Consider the following 20,000-nt stretch of genomic DNA (forward strand, 5'->3'; position numbering starts at 1 on the left):
CCACGGGAACGGAGTGCGGGGCGCGGGACTTCGTACGGTCGGCCGGCCACGGCCCATGGGGGATCAGCCGCGCCGTCCGGCCCCGAGTGCAGGGATCCGATGCGCCATGGCTGACGTGAACGTCGTGTGGACAGGGCTTGAGTGCCAGATCAGGCAAGAAGAGGAAGACGACATCGTCGGCAGCGTCCAGGTGATCCCCGGGACGACTCCGCAACCGCCGCTGAAGTTCCCGGAGACCGGCGAGCTGAAGTTCGGTCCTCCGGGGCTGAGGATCTTCAGCGCCCAGCGTCTGCTGTACTCCGGACCGGCGAAGGATCTCAGCGTGTCGCTCGCACTCGTGCAGGTGGACGCCGGTGACGCGGAGCAGGAGAAGCAGGCCGTCGCCAATGCCATCTCCGCGGCGGCGACCGCGGCCGTCGCCAAGTTCACCGGCGGCGCCGGTGTCGTGCTCAAGCCCTTCATCCAGCTCCTCTCGGAGGCCCTGGTCGAGGGCGTGAGCGACCTCCTCGGCCTCGACGACAACCCGTTCAACCCGGCGGCCGTCTTCATCCCGAAGGACAGGCTGCTGGACGCGAACAGCCGGCGCCGGATCCGCCAGCGCTCCGACGACCCGCGCGTCCTGCACTTCACCGACGAGATCCTCTGCACCGGTACGGACGATGACGGAGACCTGGGGCAGTACGTGATGTACCTGGACGTCCAGCCGGTGGGAACCCCGGGCGGCGGCACGCCTCCCCCCGTGGACGACGGCATCGGCACGCCCACCCTGAGCAGGGGCTCCCACGGAGCAGCGGTGGACAAGCTGCAGCGGCTGCTGAACGCCCATGTGCCGGACCTCCTGCCCCTGGAGGTCGACGGTGACTTCGGTTCCGTGACGGACGAGCGTGTCCGCGTGTACCAGCGCCGGGTCGAGATCGAGGTCGACGGCGTCGCGGGTCCGCAGACCTGGGGCATGCTGACCGGCGGCGAGCTGGCACAGGAGGCCGCAGCCGGGACGCCGGCCCTGAGCAGCGGTTCGCGCGGCCCGGCGGTCCGCAGACTCCAGCGGCTGTTGAACGCCCGCGTGCCGAACGTCCAGGCCCTCGCGGTCGACGGGGTCTTCGGTCCCGTCACGGAGGCCCACGTCCGCAAGTTCCAGGCCCGCCTCGCCATCGTCGTCGACGGCGTCGTCGGTCCTCAGACGTGGAGCGCCCTCTCGCTCTGACGTGCCGGCGCGGCGTCCGGCCGTCAGGCCCTGCCGGTCGGGGGGCGACGGGAGCCCGCGCGGTACGGGGCGGGCCACGGGGCGGCCGGGCCCTGGTAGTCCTGCTCGGCCGCCGCGTGCAGGGTCCAGTGCGGGTCGTAGAGGTGGGGGCGGGCCAGGGCGCAGAGGTCGGCGCGGCCCGCCAGGAGCAGGGAGTTGACGTCGTCCCAGGAGGAGATCGCGCCCACCGCGATCACCGGGACCCCGACCTCGTTGCGGATGCGGTCGGCGTACGGCGTCTGGTACGAGCGGCCGTAGGCGGGGGTCTCGTCGGGGACGACCTGGCCGGTGGAGACGTCGATCGCGTCGGCGCCCCGGTCCGTGAAGGCGCGGGCGATGGCGACGGCCTCCGCGTCGGTCGTGCCACCCTCGGCCCAGTCGGTGGCCGAGATGCGGACGGTCATGGGGCGGCCGGCCGGCCACACCTCCCGTACCGCGTCGAAGACCTCCAGGGGGTAGCGCAGCCGGCCGTCGAGGTCGCCGCCGTAGGCGTCGGTGCGGTGGTTGGTGAGCGGGGAGAGGAAGCCGGAGAGCAGGTATCCGTGGGCGCAGTGCAGTTCGAGGAGGTCGAAGCCGCAGCGGGCCGCGCGCCGGGCCGCGGCCGTGAACTCCTCGCGTACGGCGGTGAGTCCGGCTCGGTCGAGGGCGCCCGGGGTCTGGTTGACGCCGGGCCGGTACGGGAGGGGTGAGGCGGCGACCAGCGGCCAGTTGCCCTCGGGCAGCGGCTGGTCGATGCCCTCCCACATGCGCCGGGTGGAGCCCTTGCGGCCGGAGTGGCCGAGCTGGACGCCGAGCGCGGTGCCGGGGGCGGAGGTGTGGACGAAGTCGGCGATCCGGGTCCAGGCGGCGGCCTGCTCGCCGGTCCAGAGGCCGGTGCAGCCGGGGGTGATACGGCCTTCGGGGCTGACGCAGACCATCTCGGTCATGACGAGTCCGGCGCCGCCGAGGGCCCTGGCGCCCAGGTGGACGAGGTGGAAGTCGCCGGGGACGCCGTCCTCGGCGACGTACATGTCCATGGGAGACACGACGATCCGGTTGCGCAGGGTGAGTCCGCGGAGCCGGAACGGGGTGAACATCGGCGGGGTGCCGGGCGGGCAGCCGAAGTCGGCCTCGACGGCGGCGGTGAAGGCCGGGTCGCGGAGCCGCAGGTTGGCGTGGGTGACGCGGCGGCTGCGGGTGAGGAGGTCGAAGGCGAACCTGCGGGGCGGCCGGTCGACCCGGCCTGCGAGCTCCTCGAACCAGTGGAGGCTGGCGGCGGCCGCGCGCTGGGTGGAGGCGACGACCGGCCGGCGCTCGGCCTCGTAGGCGGCGAGGGCGTCCGGGAGGGCGGGGTGGCGACCGATGCTCCGCGCGAGGGCCAGGGCGTCCTCGACGGCCAGTTTGGTGCCGGAGCCGATGGAGAAGTGCGCGGTGTGGGCGGCGTCGCCGATGAGCACGGTGTTGCCGTACGACCAGTGGTCGTTGACGACGGTACGGAACGCGGTCCAGGCGGAGTTGTTCGAGCGGAGCTCCCGGCCGCCGAGCGCCTCGGAGAAGATCTTCGCGCAGCGGACGGTGGACTCGGCCTCGTCGAGCTCGTCGAAACCGGCCGCCCGCCAGACCTCCTCGCGCATCTCGACGATGGCCGTGGAGGCACCGGCCTCGTAGGGGTAGGCGTGCAGCTGCATCACGCCGTACTCGGTCTCGGCGGTCTCGAAGCGGAAGGCGTCGAAGGCGAAGTCGGCGGCGAGCCAGATGTAGCGGCAGCGGTGGGTGGTGATCCTGGGGCGGAAGTGCGCGGCATGGGTCTCGCGGGTGCCGCTGTGGACGCCGTCGGCGGCGACGACCAGGTCGTGGCCGGCGGCGAGGGCGGCGGCGGGCGGGGCCTCGGTGCGGAAGCGGAGCCGTACGCCCAGGTCGGTGCAGCGGGTGTGGAGGATCTCCAGGAGCCGGCGGCGGCCGAGGGCGGCGAAGCCGTGGCCGGTGGAACGGGTGCGGTGACCCCGGTGGACGACGTCGATGTCGTCCCAGCGGACCAGGTCGCGGCGGAGTGCCTCGTACACGACGGGGTCGGCGTCCCGGATGCCGCCGAGGGTCTCGTCGGAGAGGACGACGCCGAAGCCGAAGGTGTCGGAGGGCGCGTTCCGCTCCCAGACGGTGACGTCGCGGGCGGGGTCGAGCCGCTTGAGCAGGGCGGCGGCGTAGAGCCCGCCGGGGCCGCCGCCGACGACGGCGATCCGCGAGGGCCCGGGCGTGGCCGGTGGCTCCGCCGTGGCTCGCGAGTCCGCCGGCGCCGGCGGGCCTGCTATGGCCTGCGAGTCCGCCGGGGCCGCCGGCCCCGCCATGACCGGCTGACCGGCCATGGCTAGCGGCCCTGCCATTTCGGGGGCCGTTTCTCGGTGAAGGCGGCGTGGAACTCGGCGTAGTCGGCGCCGTTCATCAGGAGTGCCTGGGTGGCCGCGTCCATCTCGATCGAGGCAGCGAGCGGCATGTCGAGCTCGGCGGTGAGCAGGGCCTTGGTCTGGGCGAGGGCAAGCGCCGGGCCGTCGGCGAGACGGCGGGCGAGTGCGGTGGCCCGCTCGGCCGCCCCGCCCTCCTCGGTGAGCTCGGAGAGCAGGCCGATGCGCTCGGCCTCCTCGGCGTGGACGGGGTCGCCCAGCATGAGGAGCCGGGTCGCGTGCCCGAGTCCGACGACCCGGGGCAGCAGATACGCCGCGCCCATGTCGCCGCCGGAGAGGCCCACGCGGGTGAAGAGGAAGGCGAAACGGGTGGTGGGGTCGGCGATCCGGAAGTCCGCGGCGAGGGCGAGGACGGCCCCGGCACCGGCGGCGACGCCGTGGAGGGCGGCGACGACCGGGAACGGGCATTCGCGGAGGGCCCGGACGACCTGGCCGGTCATCCGGTTGAAGTCGAGGAGCTGGGCGGTGTCGAGGGAGAGGGTGGCGCCGATGATCTCGTCGACGTCCCCGCCGGAGCAGAAGCCGCGCCCCTCGCCGTCGAGGACGAGGGCGCGGACGGTCCGCTCGCGGGAGAGCTCGGCGAGGAGGTCACGCAGGTCGGCGTAGGCGCCGAAGGTGAGGGCGTTGAGTTTCGCGGGGCGGGCGAGGGTGACGGTGGCGACGCCCCGGTCGATGACGAGGCGCAGATGCCGCCAGTCCGCGGTGCGGGGCGTGGAGCCGGTGAACGGGCTCATGCGGAAGGGCCTCCTTCCTCCGTTCGGAGGGTATCACCGTACTGTGACTGTCGTCACGAGCACGCGATAGAGGTGGGCATCCGTAGGTCCTGGGCAGGAGGTGACGAAAGACCCTGTCCCTGGGGGAGGGGTGCCCCTGGCGAGAAGAATTGCGCACCGTAAGGTTGAAACCAGGACGTCTCGGGACGCCCCGCCCGCTCGTCCGCACCGCCCGCCCCCACGGGGTGAAGGGAGCCCTGCCCCCATGCCCGAAGCCAGCGGACCCACGGCCGACGTACGCGCGGCCGCCTCCCGGCGCATCCGGCTGCCCCACACCACCGCCGCCGTGCCCATCGCCCGCGCGCTCATCCGTACCGCGCTGACCGAGATCGGCCCCGGGGCCGGCGACCGCCCCGACCGTGACACGGCGGAGCTCCTCACCGCCGAGCTCGTCGCCAACGCCGTCGAGCACACCGGCGGCCGCGGCCCCATCGAACTCGTCGTCGAGCTGCTCCCGGGGCCCGGCGGCTGCCAGATCGAGGTCCACGACTCCCAGCCCGCCGGCCCCGGCGAGCTCGTCTGCCCGGACCCGGAGACCGAGATCGACCCGTGGCAGGAGCACGGCCGCGGGCTCTTCCTCATCCGCGCGCTCAGCAGCGACTGCGGACACCGCCCCACCGCCCAGGGCAAGGCGGTCTGGTTCACCCTGCCGGGGATACCGGCCCAGCGGCGTCCGGGGCCGTGACGGGGGCGGGAGCGACGGGCGCTCGCAGGCGACCGGGCGGCATGGATGGGCGCCCGGCACGCGGAACTAGGCCGCAGGCCCCGCCAGTGTCGCGACCAGGACCGCCTTGATGGTGTGCATCCGGTTCTCGGCCTCGTCGAAGACGACCGAGTGGGCCGACTCGAAGACCTCGTCGGTGACCTCCAGCTCGGTCAGGCCGTGCCGGGCGTGGATGTCCCGCCCGACCGCCGTGCCCAGGTCGTGGAAGGCCGGCAGGCAGTGCAGGAACCTGACGTCCGGGTTCCCGGTGGCGCGCAGCACGTCCATGGTCACGGAGTACGGGGCGAGGGCGGCGATCCGCTCGTCCCAGACCTCCTTGGGCTCGCCCATGGAGACCCAGACGTCGGTGGCCACGAAGTCGGCGCCCCTGACCCCCTCCGCCACGTCCTCGGTGAGGGTGACGGTCGCGCCGCTGACCTCCGCGAGCTTGCGGGCGGCGGCGACGACGTCCTCGGCCGGCCAGTACGCCTCGGGGGCGACGATCCGTACGTCCATGCCGAGCAGGGCGCCGGTGACCAGGTAGGAGTTGCCCATGTTGAAGCGGGCGTCACCGAGGTACGCGAAGGTGACCGCGTCCAGGGGCTTGTCCGTGTGCTCGGTCATGGTGAGCACGTCGGCGAGCATCTGGGTGGGGTGCCAGTCGTCGGTGAGCCCGTTGAAGACCGGGACGCCCGCGAAGGCGGCGAGCTCCTCGACGGCGGCCTGGCTGTCACCCCGGTACTCGATGCCGTCGAACATCCGGCCGAGGACGCGGGCGGTGTCCTTGACCGACTCCTTGTGGCCCATCTGGGACCCGGAGGGGTCCAGGTAGGTGGTGGAGGCGCCCTGGTCGGCGGCGGCGACCTCGAAGGCGCAGCGCGTGCGGGTGGAGGTCTTCTCGAAGATCAGGGCGATGTTCCTGCCCCGCAGCCGCTGGACCTCGGTGCCCGCCTTCTTGGCGGCCTTGAGCTCGGCCGAGAGCGCGATCAGGGCGCGGAACTCCTCGGCGGTGAAGTCCAGCTCCTTGAGGAAGTGGCGGCCGATGAGGTCTGTGGCCATGGGACGCGCTCCTATGGGTACGGTCGGAGGACGGGCGGTCAGGGACGTTGGAAGTGTATACGCACGTCAACATTTATATACAGCCCCCCTGTGGTGACCCGGACCTCCTCCCGCACGGCCCTCCTGTGCTCAGGCGGCGTCCCGCACCACCGGGCAGCTCATACAGCGCGGCCCGCCCCTCCCCCGGCCCAGCTCGCTGCCCGGGATCTCGATCACCTCGATGCCCTGCTTCCGCAGATGTGTGTTGGTCGTGGCGTTCCGCTCGTACGCGACGACCACGCCCGGCTCCACGGCCAGCACGTTGCACCCGTCGTCCCACTGCTCGCGCTCGGCCGCGTGCACGTCCTGCGTCGCCGTCAGGACCCGGATCTCCCGGAGGCCGAGCGCCTCGGCGATGGCGCTGTGCATCTGCTCCGGCGGATGGTCCGTGACCCGGAGGGGATGGCCCTCGTCCGCCCCCGGTTCGATCGTGTACGAGCGGAGCATCCCGAGCCCCGCGTACTGGGTGAACGTGTCCTCGGCGACCATCGTCATCACCGTGTCCAGGTGCATGAACGCACGCCGCTTCGGCATGTCGAGCGCGACGATCGCGCGCGCCGAACCGGCCGCGAACATGCCCCTGGCCAGCATCTCCACCGCCTGCGGGGTCGTCCGCTCGCTCATCCCGATGAGCACGGCGCCGTTGCCGATGACCAGGACGTCCCCGCCCTCGATGGTCGACGGGTAGTCGGCCTGCCCCTCCGACCAGTGGTGGAAGACGCCCGCCTCGGGGCCGGTGAAGAGCGGATGGTGTTTGTAGATCGCCTCGAAGTGGACGGTCTCGCGCTGCCGGGCCGGCCAGCGCATCGCGTTGATCGAGACGCCGTCGTAGATCCAGGCCGAGGTGTCCCGGGTGAAGAGGTGGTTCGGCAGCGGGCCGAGGAGGAAGTCGTCCAGGTCCAGGGCGTGGAAACGGACCGAGGTCGGCTCGCGGTGCGCCGCGAGGAACTCCCGCTTCGTCATGCCGCCCACGAGCGCCTCCCGCAGCGCGACCGCGTCGAGCGAGTCGAACGCCTCCCGTAGGTGATCGGCGGCGAGCGGCCCGTACGCCTTCTCGTCGAAGACCCGGTCGAGCACGAGCGCGCGGGCGGCCGGCACCTCGAGGGCCTCGCTCAGGAGGTCCCCGAAGAGGTGCACCTCCACTCCCCGGTCACGCAGCACGTCCGCGAACCCGTCGTGCTCCTGCCGGGCCCGGCGCACCCACAGCACGTCGTCGAAGAGGAGGGCGTCCTTGTTGGTGGGCGTGAGCCGCTTCAGCTCCAGATCGGGCCGGTGCAGGATGACGCGGCGCAGCCGCCCGGTCTCGGAATCGACGTGGAATCCCATGCGCTCCATCCTGACGGAGCCGGGCGTCCGAGGCCCAGGTTTCGGAGGAGGCGGGGGTGGGCGCCGTGACGATGGCGCGGATCCGGGCACCGACGCCTGGTGGGTGCGGCAGGGACGTGTCGCGTGTTCGGAAGGCCGGGACCTGTGCCCGAGCGATTGCCCTTACAGACCTGGCGGCAGGGGGTCGCGACAGGGTGGTGTGGGCTGTGTCCCTTCGCTGAAAGGTTCTTCCGTTGGTACAGCATGAACGCCGCTCTGATCAGACGGCTGCCGCCCAGGCCCCCAGCCCCCGGAAGCCCGAGCCGGTGGACGCTGCCGGCCTCCTGGCGCTTCAGCGCAACGCGGGCAACACCGCCGTTGTGCGGATGCTTCAGCGTTCCGGTCACCCTTATGCCCAGCCTTCCGTCCAGCGCGAGGACCACACGCAGGAACAGCACGTGCACGGCGCGGGCTGCGGCCACCAGCAGGACTCCCCCGGCCGGCCCGCCGTTCAGCGTTCCGCCGTCCACGATGTCCTCGCCGGAACCGGCCGCCCCATGGACGCCCCGCTCCGCGAGGAGATGGAAGCCCGCCTTGGCGCCGACTTCTCCGACGTCCGCATCCACGACAACAGCTCCGCCCGCGCTTCCGCCGCCGAAGTCGGCGCTCGCGCTTACACCAGTGGCAGCAACGTCGTCATCGGCGACGGTGGGGGCGACAAACACACCCTCGCCCACGAACTCACCCATGTCGTCCAGCAGCGCCAGGGCCCCGTCTCCGGCACCAACAACGGCAACGGCCTCAGCATCTCCGACCCCGGCGACCGCTTCGAACGCGAAGCCGAAGCCAATGCGGCGAGAGTCATGGCTGGTGAACCCTCGGCGGTGCGATCGGCCGGTGACACACCAGAACACTCGGCAGCGGCGATTCAGCGAGCACGCGACAAGAACAGCGGAAAGAAGAACAGTAAAGCACCCCAAACCACCGCTGTCGCGACCGCTCCAGCCGCGAAGACAATCAAATTTCCCGACCAGGAGCCACAGGTGATCGGCCAGACATTCGACTCACGAGAGGCGTCACTGGGGGTGCACAAGGTAGGCAATCACGTCTACAAGGTATTCGGTGGAGGGACGTTGGTTAAACCCCCTTCCGGGTACACCAAAGCAGTGAAGGCTCTGGAAGAATTCAATAAACAGGGCCTGGGCAGCCAAATCGCCGGCGCCGAAGCAGCAGGGCGCCTCACATTTTCCGACGGGGGTTCGGACAAGGTTGGCTGGGCTGTCAGAATGGACTTCGTCACCGGTACGCGCTGGCAGATTGGGAAGCCGGGAGGGGATACGATTTTCGACAATGAGATCCGGGGTCTCACGTTGCCCCAGCTTCAGGGGATCAGGGAAAGTCTCCTGAAGGCCAAGAAGGCGAAGGTCAACGACCTTCAGGGGGTCATCAACGGCGGAGTCATGCACTTCCTGGATCTCCACATCGGAGGAAGTGGCTTCCAAGCGGACGTTGCTGTGGAATTTGTTGATGCCAGAATTGCACAGCTGCAGCAGCCGTAAGCGCCCGCGTTCCACGGGGCACGGGCCCGCTGGGCGGCTCTGTCAGGTGAGCAGCCCCCACGCGGCGATCAGGACGATCGCGACCACCAGGCCGCCGAGCAGCATCCCCGCGCGCCGCAGGAAGCGGCGGGTGTAGCCGTTGCCGGGGTCGCCGGAGGGCTGGGGCGCGGCTCGTCGCGGGCGGGGGGCCGTGCGCGGTATGCCGTACGCCTCCTTGAGGAGGGTCAGCCAGACCGTCTCCGGCAGGCCGGGGCGCTCGCCGTCGACGATCAGCCAGAAGGCCTCACGGGCCGAGGGCGCCGGGCTCGTACGGAGCCGGGAGAGCAGCTCGGCGACCGTGCCGACGGGGGCGTCGCCGCGATCGAGGAGAGGGCTCACCGCCCAGCGGTGCAGCTCGGCGGCGTTCGCCGCGCGCTGCTCCTCCGGCGGGTCGGACGGATCGGCCTCGCCGCCCGGGGGCGCGACGGCCCAGAGCTCCTGGCCCAGGACCGCCTCGCACAGCTCCCTGCGCAGCGGGTGCTCCCAGGACGGCAGGCGCCGGGCGGTCTCCCGGAGGAGAAGGGTGAGGACGACGTACGCCTGGGGGCGGCGCAGCGCGTCGAGCAGCTCGCGGCTGCCGCCGCGCTCGACGAGCTCCCGCGCCTCCTCCACGGTGCGCGCGATCGGCAGCTTGTGCACGAGCCCGGTCTCGACCTCCCGTTCCCTGCCGCGCGGCCTCACCCAGGACCGCCCCACGCCCGCACCGGGCCCGGTCCACACGGGCGCGACCTGGGGCAGCACGGGGCGGGGATACGGGTCGGCCCCGGGCCGCCACGGCGGCGCGCCCGCCTGCCCCTCGGATCCGCCGCCCGACGGTACGTCGCCCACCGGGGGCACCGACCGGCCGCCGGGCTCCGAAGAGCGCCGCTTCGACAGATCGGCCGGGTAGGCGGGTTCGGCCGTGACGGACGGGTACGAGCGGACGTCGGGGTCGGGAGGACGGGGGGCGGCTGGGGGGCGAGGGTCGGGGACGGTCGGGTGGACGCCCTCGGGGGCGGCCGGGGCAGCGGGGTCGTGGAAGGCCCGTCGGTCACGGTCCGGGACGGTCGGGTGGAGCGGGGCGGGGGCGGCTGGGTGTGCGTTCCCCGGGGCGGTCGGGCGGTGGCGGTCGGAGACGGCCGAGGGCGACGGCGTCTCCGTCTCCGGCCCGTACGCGGTGGGCGGGAGTTCTCTCGTGGGAGGGTCCGTCCGCTCCTCCTCCGGCGGCTCCTGGCGGAACCACAGGTCCGGGCGTTCCGCCGGGCCCGGACGGTCGGTGCCTCGGAGCCCGCCCGCCGGCGGCGGGGCCTCGCGTCCGGAGGGCGGCGCCTCCTCGGCGGTCCGGCCGCCCGGATTCCTGCCCCACCGCCTTCCCGTGGGCCTCGGGGCCGGGGCGCCCGCGCTGTCGGGGGCGCGCGTGGGCCTCGGGGTCTGCGAGGTCGGGGCGCCCGCCTCGCCGTCCAGGGTCTGGAGGGCTCGCGTGACCGTTTCGAGGAGGGGGGCGCGGCGGGCGGCGGAGGCCGTGTGGAGGGCGCTGCCGACCGCGTACTCCCTGCCCTCGCCCTCCGCGACCCCCCGCAGGTGGTGGCGGACGAGCCGGTCCGCGACCTCCTCCGCCCGGTCGCCGATCCGCTCGCGCGGGTCGACGCGGCGGCGCTCGGTGTTGTGGCTGGCCGCGCCGGACCAGCGGCCCACGAACACGTAACGCAGCGCGGGGAGTTCGACGGTGTCGTGGGTGGCGAAGGTCCACCGGCGGTCGGTGAGCGTGCCGAACATGCTGTGCAGTCCCCAGAGCACGGGGCAGGCGGTGTCACCGTGTTCGTCGAGGACGGTGAAGCGTTCCTCGGGGTGGCGCAGCAACTCCGCGACCGCGCCGGTGAGTTCCTCGGCCACGTACGCCAGGGTCCGGTCGAGCTCCCCCTGTCCCCGGCCGGTCGCCGGGACGAGTACCTCCTCGGGGACGGCGGGCAGCCGCCCGCGCGCGCCGGCGGCGTCCAGGTCCGCGCCCTCCCAGTTCCAGGCGTGCAGCCCGAGGCAGACGGAGGGGTCGAGGAGCGCGGGCGAGCCGACGAGGGCGTGGCAGAGCACGGAGGCCCCGCCGCCGGCGTCCGTGAAGGGGACGCGCCGGATCAGCATCACGTCGGCACGCCGCTGGAGCCGGATCAGGGCGGGCCGGGTCTCCTCGCCGCTCGCGCGGAGCATGGGGCCCGAGATCCGGAAGAGGTTCTCCGCCTCGTCGCGGGGGCCCGACCAGGCCACGGGGCCGAAGCCGGTGCTGCCGGAGAGGTTCTCGCTGTCCCAGCGGAAGACGATCTGGTCGACCTCGTTCTCCGACCGTGTCATCGGACGATCCCCTCCGTAGGTCTCGCGGGTTCCGCCCCGGGCAGCAGCCCGCACATGGCGAAGAGAGAGAGCAGTGGCGCGAGGACCCGGCGCGGCCGGGCCCCGTGCGGGAACCGGTCGCCGCGCGCCTGTCCGCCGGTCGCGGCGACGAAGTGCAGGGTGCAGTCGGCGCAGTCGTCGAAGGGCTTCAGCCAGGCGGCGCCGGCGTGCTCGGCGAGGAAGGCGTACGCGTCCTGGCTCTCGGCCCGTGAGGCGCCGGGTTCGTGGCGGCCGGGCAGGGCGCGGCCGAGCCAGCGGTCCACGACCGGTTCGAAGCGCACCAGGTCGCTCTTGTTGACGGCGAGCGCGGCCGGGGCGGCGACGAGCCCGCCGCGCTGCCGGGGGATGCGGTTCAGGACGGTGGTGAACGCCTCGTCGCCGAGCTCGCGCCGGTGCAGTCCGCTCTGTCTCCTCACCGGGTCGAGGGAGGGCAGCCGGAGCGCGCGCAACGGGTCGAGGACGAAGACGAACGCGTCGACGCCCATCAGGAAGCGGCCGACCTCGCTGTCCTGGGCGAGGTCCTCGCCCGCGAGGTCGAAGAAGACGACGGGCCGGGGCGTCGCGCCGCCCGCCGAGACGAGCAGACCGTCGGCGAAGCGGGCGAAGGTCTGCTGTCCGGTACGGCCCAGCTGCCGCCCCTGGTGCAGGCTCTGCACGCGTTCGCGCAGATAGGTGCGGTGTACGTCGGGGTTGAGCGGCCGGCATTTCAGACCGTACGGTTCGAGGCCGCCGAGCTCGACCTCGCCGAGCATGGCGGCGAGGAGGTGGGTCTTGCCGACGGAGGAGCTGCCGACGAGGGCGATGGACAGCGGTTCCCCGTTGGTCAGGTAGGGCACGGGGAGTTCGTGTCCCTCGTCGCCGTCCCGTGTGTGCGGGCAGAGGTGGTACGCCTTGCGCAGGGCGTCCGTCCGGTGGCCCGGCCGGCGTTCTGCGCTGAGGTCGAGGGGGATCCGGTTGCCCTTGGTGTCGATGGTGACGAGCAGCCGTTCGTCGTACTCCACGGGGAGCAGGCAGTGCGGGCACATCCGGCTCCGTGACGGCGGCGCCGGTACCGGTTCGGGCGGCGCGGCCACGACGGGGCGGGCCGCTTCGCCACCGCCGAGGACCCGGCGGAACACGGAGGTACGCGAGGGCCGCGGGTCCCGGTTCTCCGGGGGTTCGGCGGCCGGTGCCGCACCCGGCGGGGCTCCTCCGGACAGCGCGCGTTTCCGCGCGATCTGGGTGTCGTACTCGGCGCGCCACCGGTCGAGCGGGTCCGCCGCGCCGACGCCGGTGGCGAGCGGGTCGGGGACGTTGAGGAGCCGCAGCAGCTCGGCCGCGTGAGGGCGCTCCGCCGCGTGCGGGGAGAAGAGGCCGCTGTGCCCGAGGGCCGCGAGTCGCCGGTAGTCCGCCAGGTCCTCCGGCGGGCCCTCGCCCCGGTCGGGGCGGCCGGAGAGCAGCCAGTAGGCGAGCGCGGCGACGGACCACAGGTCGTCGCGGGGGTCGGCCGGGCCGCGCCCCGCGCGCTGTTCGGGCGAGGCCCAGGGGGCGGTGCCGAAGGGCTCGCGGGTCTCACCCGCGCGCAGTGCGGCGAACGGTTCGCAGAGCCGTACCCGCGCACCGTCCCACCGCACGGTGTCGGGCGTGATCGCCCGGTGCACGAGGTCGAGCTCGCCCAGGAGGCGTACCGCCATGGCGAGTTGACCGGTGATCGCCTCCGGGTCGTCGGCACCGAGGCGGCCGGCCCAGGCGGAGAGCGGACGCCCGCCGGGCGGCCGGTACAGCACGAAGGGTTCGGCGGCGGTGAGGTCGAAGCCGACGATCCGGGGCAGGACGGCGACGAACTGCGCCGTGCCGTACCGCCGTTCCAGGGCGACGGCGGCGGCCACCTCCCGCTCCAGGAGCCCGTACGCGTGGGGGTCGCCCTGCGCGGACGAGGTCAGCCGGTACTGGAGGACCGGCACCGCCCCCGCCCCCAGGACCGCCCGGCGCGCGAGGACCCCGGGGCGGCCGGGGGGCCTGTGGTCCTCCCCGTACCGCACGGCGAACCGGAGCTGCGCCTCCTGGGGGGTGAGGAACTCCAGCTCCTGGTAGTACGGGTGGGGCGGCGGGCTCGGCTCGCTGAGGTGGTCGGGATGGTCGGGCCCGAGGGGGTGACGGGGGTCGGGCGGGCGGTTCGAACGGTTCGGGTCGTTCGGGTCGTTCGGGTCGTCGTTCGGGTGGTTCGGGTCGGTCACGGTTCTCCCGCCTCCTCGGCGCGGACGGTGTGCACGACGTCCGCGCGCAGCGGTACGAGACGGAGGATTCCGGCGTGGCGTCCCGCACCGGTCCATACGACGTCCTCGGCGGTGCCCCGCCAGACGTCGTCCCCCGCGGCCCCGCGCCGCATCGCCTCGGGCACGAAGCGGACCTGCCGGGCGGCGAGGGGGTCGTGGGAGAGCAGCCGCAGGTGCTCGGGGCCGCAGAGCGCGACCGTGCGGGCGGGGGCGTCCTCGGACAGGAGCAGCAGGGCCACCGCGTCCGGGGCGACACCGGTGAGCCGGGCGGCGTCGGGCCGGTCGGAGCGGTCGGCGAGGGCGGTGAGGCCGGCGAGCGCGTCCGGGTCGCGGAGACCCTCGTACCGGGGCGGCGGCGAGGCGGCGACGTCCCGCTCCAGGCGGAGGCGGGTCTCGTCCAGGAGCTCCGCGATCCGCCGCTCGTGGACGGCGGACGCGAGGGCGCCCGGGTCGCGTTCGACGCCCGCCCAGCACCGGTCGAGGATCAGCAGGGTGCCGGCGACCAGATCGCCGACGAGCGTGTCGACGAGGAGGGGTCCCCCGTCGCCGTACCGCCGCTCCAGCCACTCGGGCGCGGCGGCCGACCCGTCGGACGGGGCGGGGACGGGGGCGGCGTGGTCCGTGTCGTACGGGCCGGACACATCGGACGGAGGCGGCGCGAAGGTCTCCGCCGGCGCGGGTTCCTCGTCCATGTCCGACCAGACGTCCTCCTCCGCGCCGTCCGTCCAGTCCTGCCAGCTCCAGGACGCCGTCGCGCCGTCCTGGCCCGGCGGTGGCTCCTCCGCGCGGGCCCTCTCCTCGGGTGGCTCGTACGGCTGCCCCTCCGCGTACACCCGCCCGTGTGCTTCGGCCGTCTCCGCGAGGCCCCTGAGCAGCCGGGACACCGCCCCCGCCCCCGCCGAGCAGTGGTGCCGCACCTCGGCGAAGAGCCAGTCGTGCACGGCGGTCGCGACGACGAGCGTCTGGGTCTCCCGCAGGATCCGCCAGGCTTCCTCCGGGTCCGCCAGCGCCCACCAGTCGTCCACGGCCCGCGTCCAGTCGCGCAGCGCGAGGAGGACGACGGCGGTCAGGGACACGGCGAGCGCCACCGCCGCCAGCCACGACGGCGGGCCGAGGAACTGGCCGAGCCCGGCCCCGGCGAGACCGCCGAGCAGACCGCCGAAGAGGCGGGGCGCCGCACCCGTGGAGCCGCCGCCGTCGATCCGCCCGTCCGGTGAGCGGTTGGGCCTGCGCCGCAGCATCAGATGGGCGAGTCCGGCGGCCAGCACGCCGACGGCCGGGCCGAGGACCCAGCCGAGGACCGGCCACACCCCGGCGAGCAGGGCGAGGGCCCCCGTCACGGCGAGGGCCACGGGACGCGAGCCACCGGCCGTGAACGGGTACCGGCCACCGAGCCTCCGCAGCCGCTCGGGCCCGCAGATCGCGTCGAGCCGGGCCAGCCGGGCGTTGCTGCCGACGGGTGCGGTGCGCGCGGAGAGCGCGGCGAGCCGGGCCGCCACGGAGCGGAGCGGGAGCCCCTTGCCGATCAGGTCGTGGGTGTGGTCGCGCAGGGCCGGGACGATCCCCGCCCGCGAGATCTCCCTGGGCAGCTCCGGCAGTTCGATGCCCCGGTCACGCAGCACGCCACGGTGCTCGGCGGTGAGCCGGCTGCCGCCCGCGGCGCCGAACGCGTCCGCGACGGCCGTACGGAACCGGGCCAGCTCCTCCGTCACCCGCTCGATGTCCCCCGGCAGGTCGACGGCGCGGCCTGCCCCGGTGAGGAGGCCCGCCGCGCCCCGCACCCGCCGGTAGCCGTCGACGGCTGCGCCGACGGCCTCGTCGCAGGCCGCGAGCCGGGCCCCCGCCCTGCCCTGCGGAGGCAGCCAGCGATGGCCCGAGAGGGAACGGGGGACGCCCTCGTCGAGGAGCAGGGCAAGGGAGCCCGGCACCTGCTCGGCGGCGGACGCGGAGGCGGTGCCGGCCGGGACGTCCGGGCCGGTCAGCCCCTCCACCGCCTGCCGCCAGGCGCGCGCCCTCGCCTCGTCGGTGAGGTCGTGCTCCAGGACGCGTACGGCGGGCACGGCGACGCCGTGCACCACCTCGCCGAGCGCGCGGAGGACGGCGTCGAAGACCTCGGGGGTGGCCAGGACGTCGACGAGCGGGCGCAGGACGGCGTCGCCGGGGACGCCGTCCTCCACCGTGTCGAACAGCCACAGGACGCCGGCCGCGGGCGGGCGGAGGGTGAGGGAGCGGCGCAGGCTCCGCTCGCCGCGGGCGCCCACGGCCAGACAGACGATGTGGGCGGGTCCGTAGGAGGAGAGGCGTTCGTACAGCAGCTGGTGGGCGACGAGCCGGTCGGCCTCGTCGAGGACGAGGAAGCGGCGCTCGCCGCCGGGCTGCGGGGTGTCGAGGGCGGCGCGGACGGCGGCGTCGTGGTCGGGCGCCCCCGCCGTCCGCAGGTCGAGGCAGACCGCGTGGCCGGGCAGTGGTCGTTCGGGCAGGACGCGCGGGCTCACACGGCCTCCCCGGGCTCGTCGTCGAACTCGGGCCCGAAGTCCGGCTCGGGTTCCAGCTCCCAGTCGCCCTCGTAGACGGACGGGCCGCTCGCTGCCGCGGGCTTGGGGGCGGGGGTGGTGCCGTAGCCGGTACGGGGGTCGGGCGGCGCGCCGTTCCCGTGCCCGGGCGCGGGGGGCTGCGCGGCGCCGTGCCCGGACCCGATCCCGTGGCCGGACCCGGCCCCGATCCCGGACCCATGCCCGGACCCGGAGGCCGGCCCGGCGCCGTTCACGTGGCCGGAGCCAGGGACGTGGTGGCCGTCGGTGGACCCGTGGCCGGGCCCGGGGACGTGGCCGGCCCCGGAGGACGGCCCGGCGCCGTTCACGTGGCCGGAGCCAGGGACGTGGTGGCCGTCGGTGGACCCGTGGCCGGGCCCGGGGACGTGGCCGGGCCCGGCGTCCGGCCCCGGGACGTACCCGGCGCCCGGCCCAGGGACGTACCCGGCGCCCGGCCCCGGGACGTGCCCTGCGCCGTACCCATGGCCGTATCCGCCCTGCCCCTGCCCCTGCCCGCTCCCCTGCCCCTGGCCCTGTGTCTGTCCCGCTCCCGGGCCGTGCCGTTCGTACAGGGCCCGCAGGGTGGGCCTCGTCGCGTGGGCCGACTGGGAGAAGCGCATGCCGAGGGCGCCCGGGTAGGTGACCGACCAGAAGTGGCGCAGGGGGGTCAGCCATTCGCTGTCCGTCTCGCCGTACTCCCCGTACTCGGCGACGAGCGCGTCGATCAGGGCGAGCTGGCGCGGGGCGACCTGCTCCACGAAGTGGGTGAAGAGCGGGGAGGGGGCCGCGGGGACCTGCGCGAGGCCCTTGGGCAGGGCCTGCATGAGGCGTTCGCAGAACTGCTCGATGATCTGGCCCTCGTCGAGCAGCGCCCACCGCTCGTACGCGCGCAGCAGCCCCGCCCAGCTGGAGAGCGAGCCGTCGTAGCCCTCCAGGCGCAGCGACATGGTCGCGGACTCGCCGTCCTGGAGGCGGATGCGGACGACGTGGGGCGATCCCGCCGGGCCCTCGGCGGCGACGTGTCCGTTCCACATCGCGCAGAGCAGCCGGTGCAGGATGCGCTGCCGGTCCTGTTCGGTGGAGACCAGCCAGTCGTCCTGGTAGCCGAGCCGCTGCCGCCAGTGCAGGAAGTCGTCCTCGCCGGCCGCGTCGCGGGCCTCGGCCCAGAGGCCGAGGACGCCGCGGACCTCGGAGATGTCGGTGAGGTTCATGCCGCTGCGGAAGAAGACGACGGTGATGGAGTCGGTGTCGCCCGCCCGGCTCTCCGGGGTGACCCGGGCGGGGAGGTTGAGTTCCTGCTCCAGGTAGTCACGGGCGCGGCCGTCGGACTCGCTCGCCGGGTGCACGATGAGGATCTTGAGCGGGCCGCTGCCGTCGGGGACGAAGCCCACCGGGATGAGTCCGGCGAGGCGGGCCCTGAACTGGTCGAGCCAGCGCGGGTCGACCTTCGCCTCGGCGGTCTCGTCGCCGGACGCGGCGCGCAGGAGCAGTTCCATGGAGGGCAGCAGGGGGCGCGCGAAGGCGTCCTCGTTGGCCTCGCCGAAGAGCCGCTTGACCCGCCGCTCCACGACCTGCTTGATCTCCTTGACCGCCGCGCCGGAGGAGCGGCGGACCGCGTCGAGGGCCCGCCGCCAGTCGTCGGGGCCGACCAGCCGGCCGAGGAGAGTCGCGGCGTCGGCGGACTCGGGCAGGCCCAGGCTCTGGGCGAGCCGGTCGACGACGTCGTCGTAGAAGGCGCGCAGGGTGTTCTGCGGGGGCAGCAGATAGGCGATGCCGGCCCGGTCGTCGCGGTAGAGGTCGCGGCGGCGGTCGGCGAAGGACTTCGCCTCGTCGTGCTCGTGGGCGCGGAGCGCCTTGGCGAGTTCGGCGACCTCGACGGTGACCCGGTTCAGGGACGGCCGCCACTGGGCCTCGCCGGCCTGCCAGCCGCGGTGCCAGAGGGTCCTGGCCCGCCACTGGTACCAGGCCTCCTGGGCGGCGAGGGCCTCCTGCACACCGGGGTCGCTCCACCGGGCGGGCACGATGCCGCCGATGGTGCCGCTGATCGGGGGGATGGGCGGGGCGAAGGCCTGGACGTTCGGGGGGCGTTCGGGTTCGTTGCGGCGGTTGTCGAGCATGCCGGTGAAGCCCTCCCTGGCCACCCGGTCGGGGTGGCCGGGCAGGCCGCCGAGGACGACCTCGACCTGGAAGGGGTCCATGTGGCCGAGGAGTTCACGGACGCCGGCGCTCGGCCTGAAGTCCTCGGTGAGGCGGGGGATCTCCCGGGCGAGGCCGCTGTCGAGGCGGCGCAGGGCCTCCTCCATGTCCCCGAGGCGGTTCCGCAGCTCCTGGGTGATCTTCCCCTTGCCCCGGGGGAGTTGCTCGGGCGCGGGGACGTCGGGGGCCTCCCGGGTCCAGAGGCGGCCGATGCCGGAGCGGGTGAACAGTTCCCTGACCTGGTTCTGCCCCTCCCGGTCGGGCCGCCGGGCGCGTTCGGACATGCCGCGTACCGCCTGGGCGAGGAGGCGGGCGGCGACGATCTCGGCGAGGTCGTCGACGGGCACGGTGAGGGAGGCGGCGAGGCTGGTGGACATGCCGCGGTAGCCGATGCCCGTACGGGCGGGGGTGGAGCGCTCCACGCTCTTGTTGATGAAGCTGGCGGCGAAGGACTGGTAGTCCTCCTCGACTCGGGTCGCCGAGCCGTTGTCCACGCCGAGGTCGGTGCCGATCAGCGACATCACCATGGCGGCGATGGAGCGGCGCAGGTCGTCGCTGCCGATGACGGACGGCTTGGAGAAGAGGAAGGCGGTCTGCATGGTGGCGGGGCGCAGGGCGACGACGCCGTCGCCGGGGTACGTGACGCTGAGCCGGCCGCGGTCCTCGACGTCGCCGACCTGGTCGACGGCGTCGGGCACGTTCTGGTCGTCGACGAGCCGCGAGAGGTCCACCAGGGCGCGGGCCGAGTTGAGTTCGGCCTCGCGTCCGCCGCCGGCCTCGGGCGGGAAGGCGGAGGGCATGACGACGAGCGGGTAGATCTTCACCCCGGGGACCCGGGCGTTGCGGAACTCGTGGCCGATGAGGTGGATGAAGTCGTAGAAGATGCCGGCTCCGGTGCCGCCGGCGACGGAGAAGGCGACGAACACGTCGCAGCCCCGGATCCGGCCGCCGCCGACCCGCCGGAGGTCGCCCGCGGACTGCCCGATGGCTCCGATGGCCTCGCGGAGCTGGCGCAGGACGGGTTCGAGCCCGGAGCGCAGGGTCGCGAAGAGCGCGGCGCGGCCGACGGTCGGGAGCTGTCCCGCGCCGTTGTTGAGGGGGGCGACGCGCGGCTGGCGGGCCTGCGGCGGCAGCCAGAGCCGGGTCTCCTCGGGGACGGAGACGCGCAGCATGCGGGTCACCTCGGGCGAGGAGTCGAAGTCGGTGGGCAGCAGGTCGCGGACCATCCGGGAGGTACGGGCGAAGGCGGCGCCCTCGGCTCCCTTCGCCCGGAACTGGGGCTGGCTCAGCAGTTCGCCCTCGCTGAAGTCGGCGTAGACGAACTGGAGGCAGTCGGGCAGCTGGAAGGGGAGACGGCGGCCGCCGTCGACGAGGTCGGTGCCGTCGGGGCCGCAGAGCTCCCGGCGCAGGCTGCGTTCGAGTTCGCTGCCGATGCGTCCGCCGGTGCCGCCGAGTCCGACGAACAGCATGGGCTGGTAGATCTTCATGTCGTTCTCCTC

The 20,000-nt window shown here is 73.9% G+C and carries 11 protein-coding genes; 3 read left to right on the forward strand and 8 right to left on the reverse strand.

Annotated features, from left to right (window positions below; translation table 11 throughout):
* Positions 1-106 precede the first annotated feature (106 nt).
* Positions 107-1,204, forward strand: a complete 1,098-nt coding sequence (locus tag ACZ4VK_RS13960) for a peptidoglycan-binding domain-containing protein (RefSeq protein ID WP_468351833.1) — start codon at positions 107-109, stop codon at positions 1,202-1,204.
* A gap of 23 nt (positions 1,205-1,227) precedes the next feature.
* On the opposite strand, the gene ACZ4VK_RS13965 is transcribed toward ACZ4VK_RS13960, so the two are convergent.
* Positions 1,228-3,603 (reverse strand): bifunctional salicylyl-CoA 5-hydroxylase/oxidoreductase, encoded by a 2,376-nt coding sequence (locus tag ACZ4VK_RS13965; protein ID WP_468351835.1) that lies wholly within the window; start codon positions 3,601-3,603, stop codon positions 1,228-1,230.
* Positions 3,588-4,415 carry an enoyl-CoA hydratase family protein gene (locus ACZ4VK_RS13970; protein WP_468351837.1) on the reverse strand — a complete coding sequence of 276 codons (828 nt, stop codon included), beginning with the start codon at positions 4,413-4,415 and terminating at the stop codon, positions 3,588-3,590. The genes ACZ4VK_RS13965 and ACZ4VK_RS13970 overlap by 16 nt, the downstream gene beginning before the upstream one ends.
* Positions 4,416-4,659: 244 nt before the next feature.
* Here ACZ4VK_RS13970 and ACZ4VK_RS13975 point away from each other — a divergent pair, with 244 nt between their 5' ends.
* Entirely contained in the window at positions 4,660-5,139 is a 480-nt protein-coding gene (locus ACZ4VK_RS13975; protein ID WP_468351839.1) for an ATP-binding protein, read from the forward strand.
* A 66-nt stretch (positions 5,140-5,205) separates the two neighbouring features.
* Here ACZ4VK_RS13975 and argF read toward each other — a convergent pair whose 3' ends face one another.
* Complete coding sequence (gene argF, locus ACZ4VK_RS13980) at positions 5,206-6,216, reverse strand: ornithine carbamoyltransferase (RefSeq protein ID WP_468351842.1); 1,011 nt, start codon at positions 6,214-6,216, stop codon at positions 5,206-5,208.
* A 129-nt stretch (positions 6,217-6,345) separates the two neighbouring features.
* Complete coding sequence (locus tag ACZ4VK_RS13985; RefSeq protein ID WP_468351844.1) at positions 6,346-7,581, reverse strand: arginine deiminase; 1,236 nt, start codon at positions 7,579-7,581, stop codon at positions 6,346-6,348.
* Between the two features lie 305 nt (positions 7,582-7,886).
* Between ACZ4VK_RS13985 and ACZ4VK_RS13990 the strand changes: the two genes are divergently transcribed.
* Positions 7,887-9,119 (forward strand): eCIS core domain-containing protein, encoded by a 1,233-nt coding sequence (locus tag ACZ4VK_RS13990; RefSeq protein ID WP_468351846.1) that lies wholly within the window; start codon positions 7,887-7,889, stop codon positions 9,117-9,119.
* 42 nt (positions 9,120-9,161) lie between these two features.
* Here ACZ4VK_RS13990 and ACZ4VK_RS13995 read toward each other — a convergent pair whose 3' ends face one another.
* Genes ACZ4VK_RS13995 through ACZ4VK_RS14010 form a run of 4 tightly spaced genes read right to left on the reverse strand, consistent with a single transcriptional unit; the run spans position 9,162 to position 19,988 of the window.
* On the reverse strand, positions 9,162-11,480 hold the full coding sequence (locus ACZ4VK_RS13995) for a hypothetical protein (protein ID WP_468351848.1): 2,319 nt from the start codon (positions 11,478-11,480) through the stop codon (positions 9,162-9,164).
* Complete coding sequence (locus ACZ4VK_RS14000) at positions 11,477-13,735, reverse strand: hypothetical protein (protein WP_468351850.1); 2,259 nt, start codon at positions 13,733-13,735, stop codon at positions 11,477-11,479. The genes ACZ4VK_RS13995 and ACZ4VK_RS14000 overlap by 4 nt, the downstream gene beginning before the upstream one ends.
* Positions 13,732-16,269 (reverse strand): hypothetical protein, encoded by a 2,538-nt coding sequence (locus ACZ4VK_RS14005; RefSeq protein ID WP_468351852.1) that lies wholly within the window; start codon positions 16,267-16,269, stop codon positions 13,732-13,734. The genes ACZ4VK_RS14000 and ACZ4VK_RS14005 overlap by 4 nt, the downstream gene beginning before the upstream one ends.
* Entirely contained in the window at positions 16,266-19,988 is a 3,723-nt protein-coding gene (locus ACZ4VK_RS14010; protein WP_468351854.1) for a tubulin-like doman-containing protein, read from the reverse strand. The genes ACZ4VK_RS14005 and ACZ4VK_RS14010 overlap by 4 nt, the downstream gene beginning before the upstream one ends.
* Between the last annotated feature and the right edge of the window lie 12 nt (positions 19,989-20,000).

Source organism: Streptomyces sp. NPDC028711 (genome assembly GCF_055565415.1).

Coding starts and splice junctions, on each gene's coding strand:
- ACZ4VK_RS13960 (WP_468351833.1), top strand. CDS start 107: ATGGCTGACGTGAACGTCGTGTGGACAGGGCTTGAGTGCCAGATCAGG.
- ACZ4VK_RS13965 (WP_468351835.1), bottom strand. CDS start 3,603: ATGGCAGGGCCGCTAGCCATGGCCGGTCAGCCGGTCATGGCGGGGCCG.
- ACZ4VK_RS13970 (WP_468351837.1), bottom strand. CDS start 4,415: ATGAGCCCGTTCACCGGCTCCACGCCCCGCACCGCGGACTGGCGGCAT.
- ACZ4VK_RS13975 (WP_468351839.1), top strand. CDS start 4,660: ATGCCCGAAGCCAGCGGACCCACGGCCGACGTACGCGCGGCCGCCTCC.
- argF (WP_468351842.1), bottom strand. CDS start 6,216: ATGGCCACAGACCTCATCGGCCGCCACTTCCTCAAGGAGCTGGACTTC.
- ACZ4VK_RS13985 (WP_468351844.1), bottom strand. CDS start 7,581: ATGGGATTCCACGTCGATTCCGAGACCGGGCGGCTGCGCCGCGTCATC.
- ACZ4VK_RS13995 (WP_468351848.1), bottom strand. CDS start 11,480: ATGACACGGTCGGAGAACGAGGTCGACCAGATCGTCTTCCGCTGGGAC.
- ACZ4VK_RS14010 (WP_468351854.1), bottom strand. CDS start 19,988: ATGAAGATCTACCAGCCCATGCTGTTCGTCGGACTCGGCGGCACCGGC.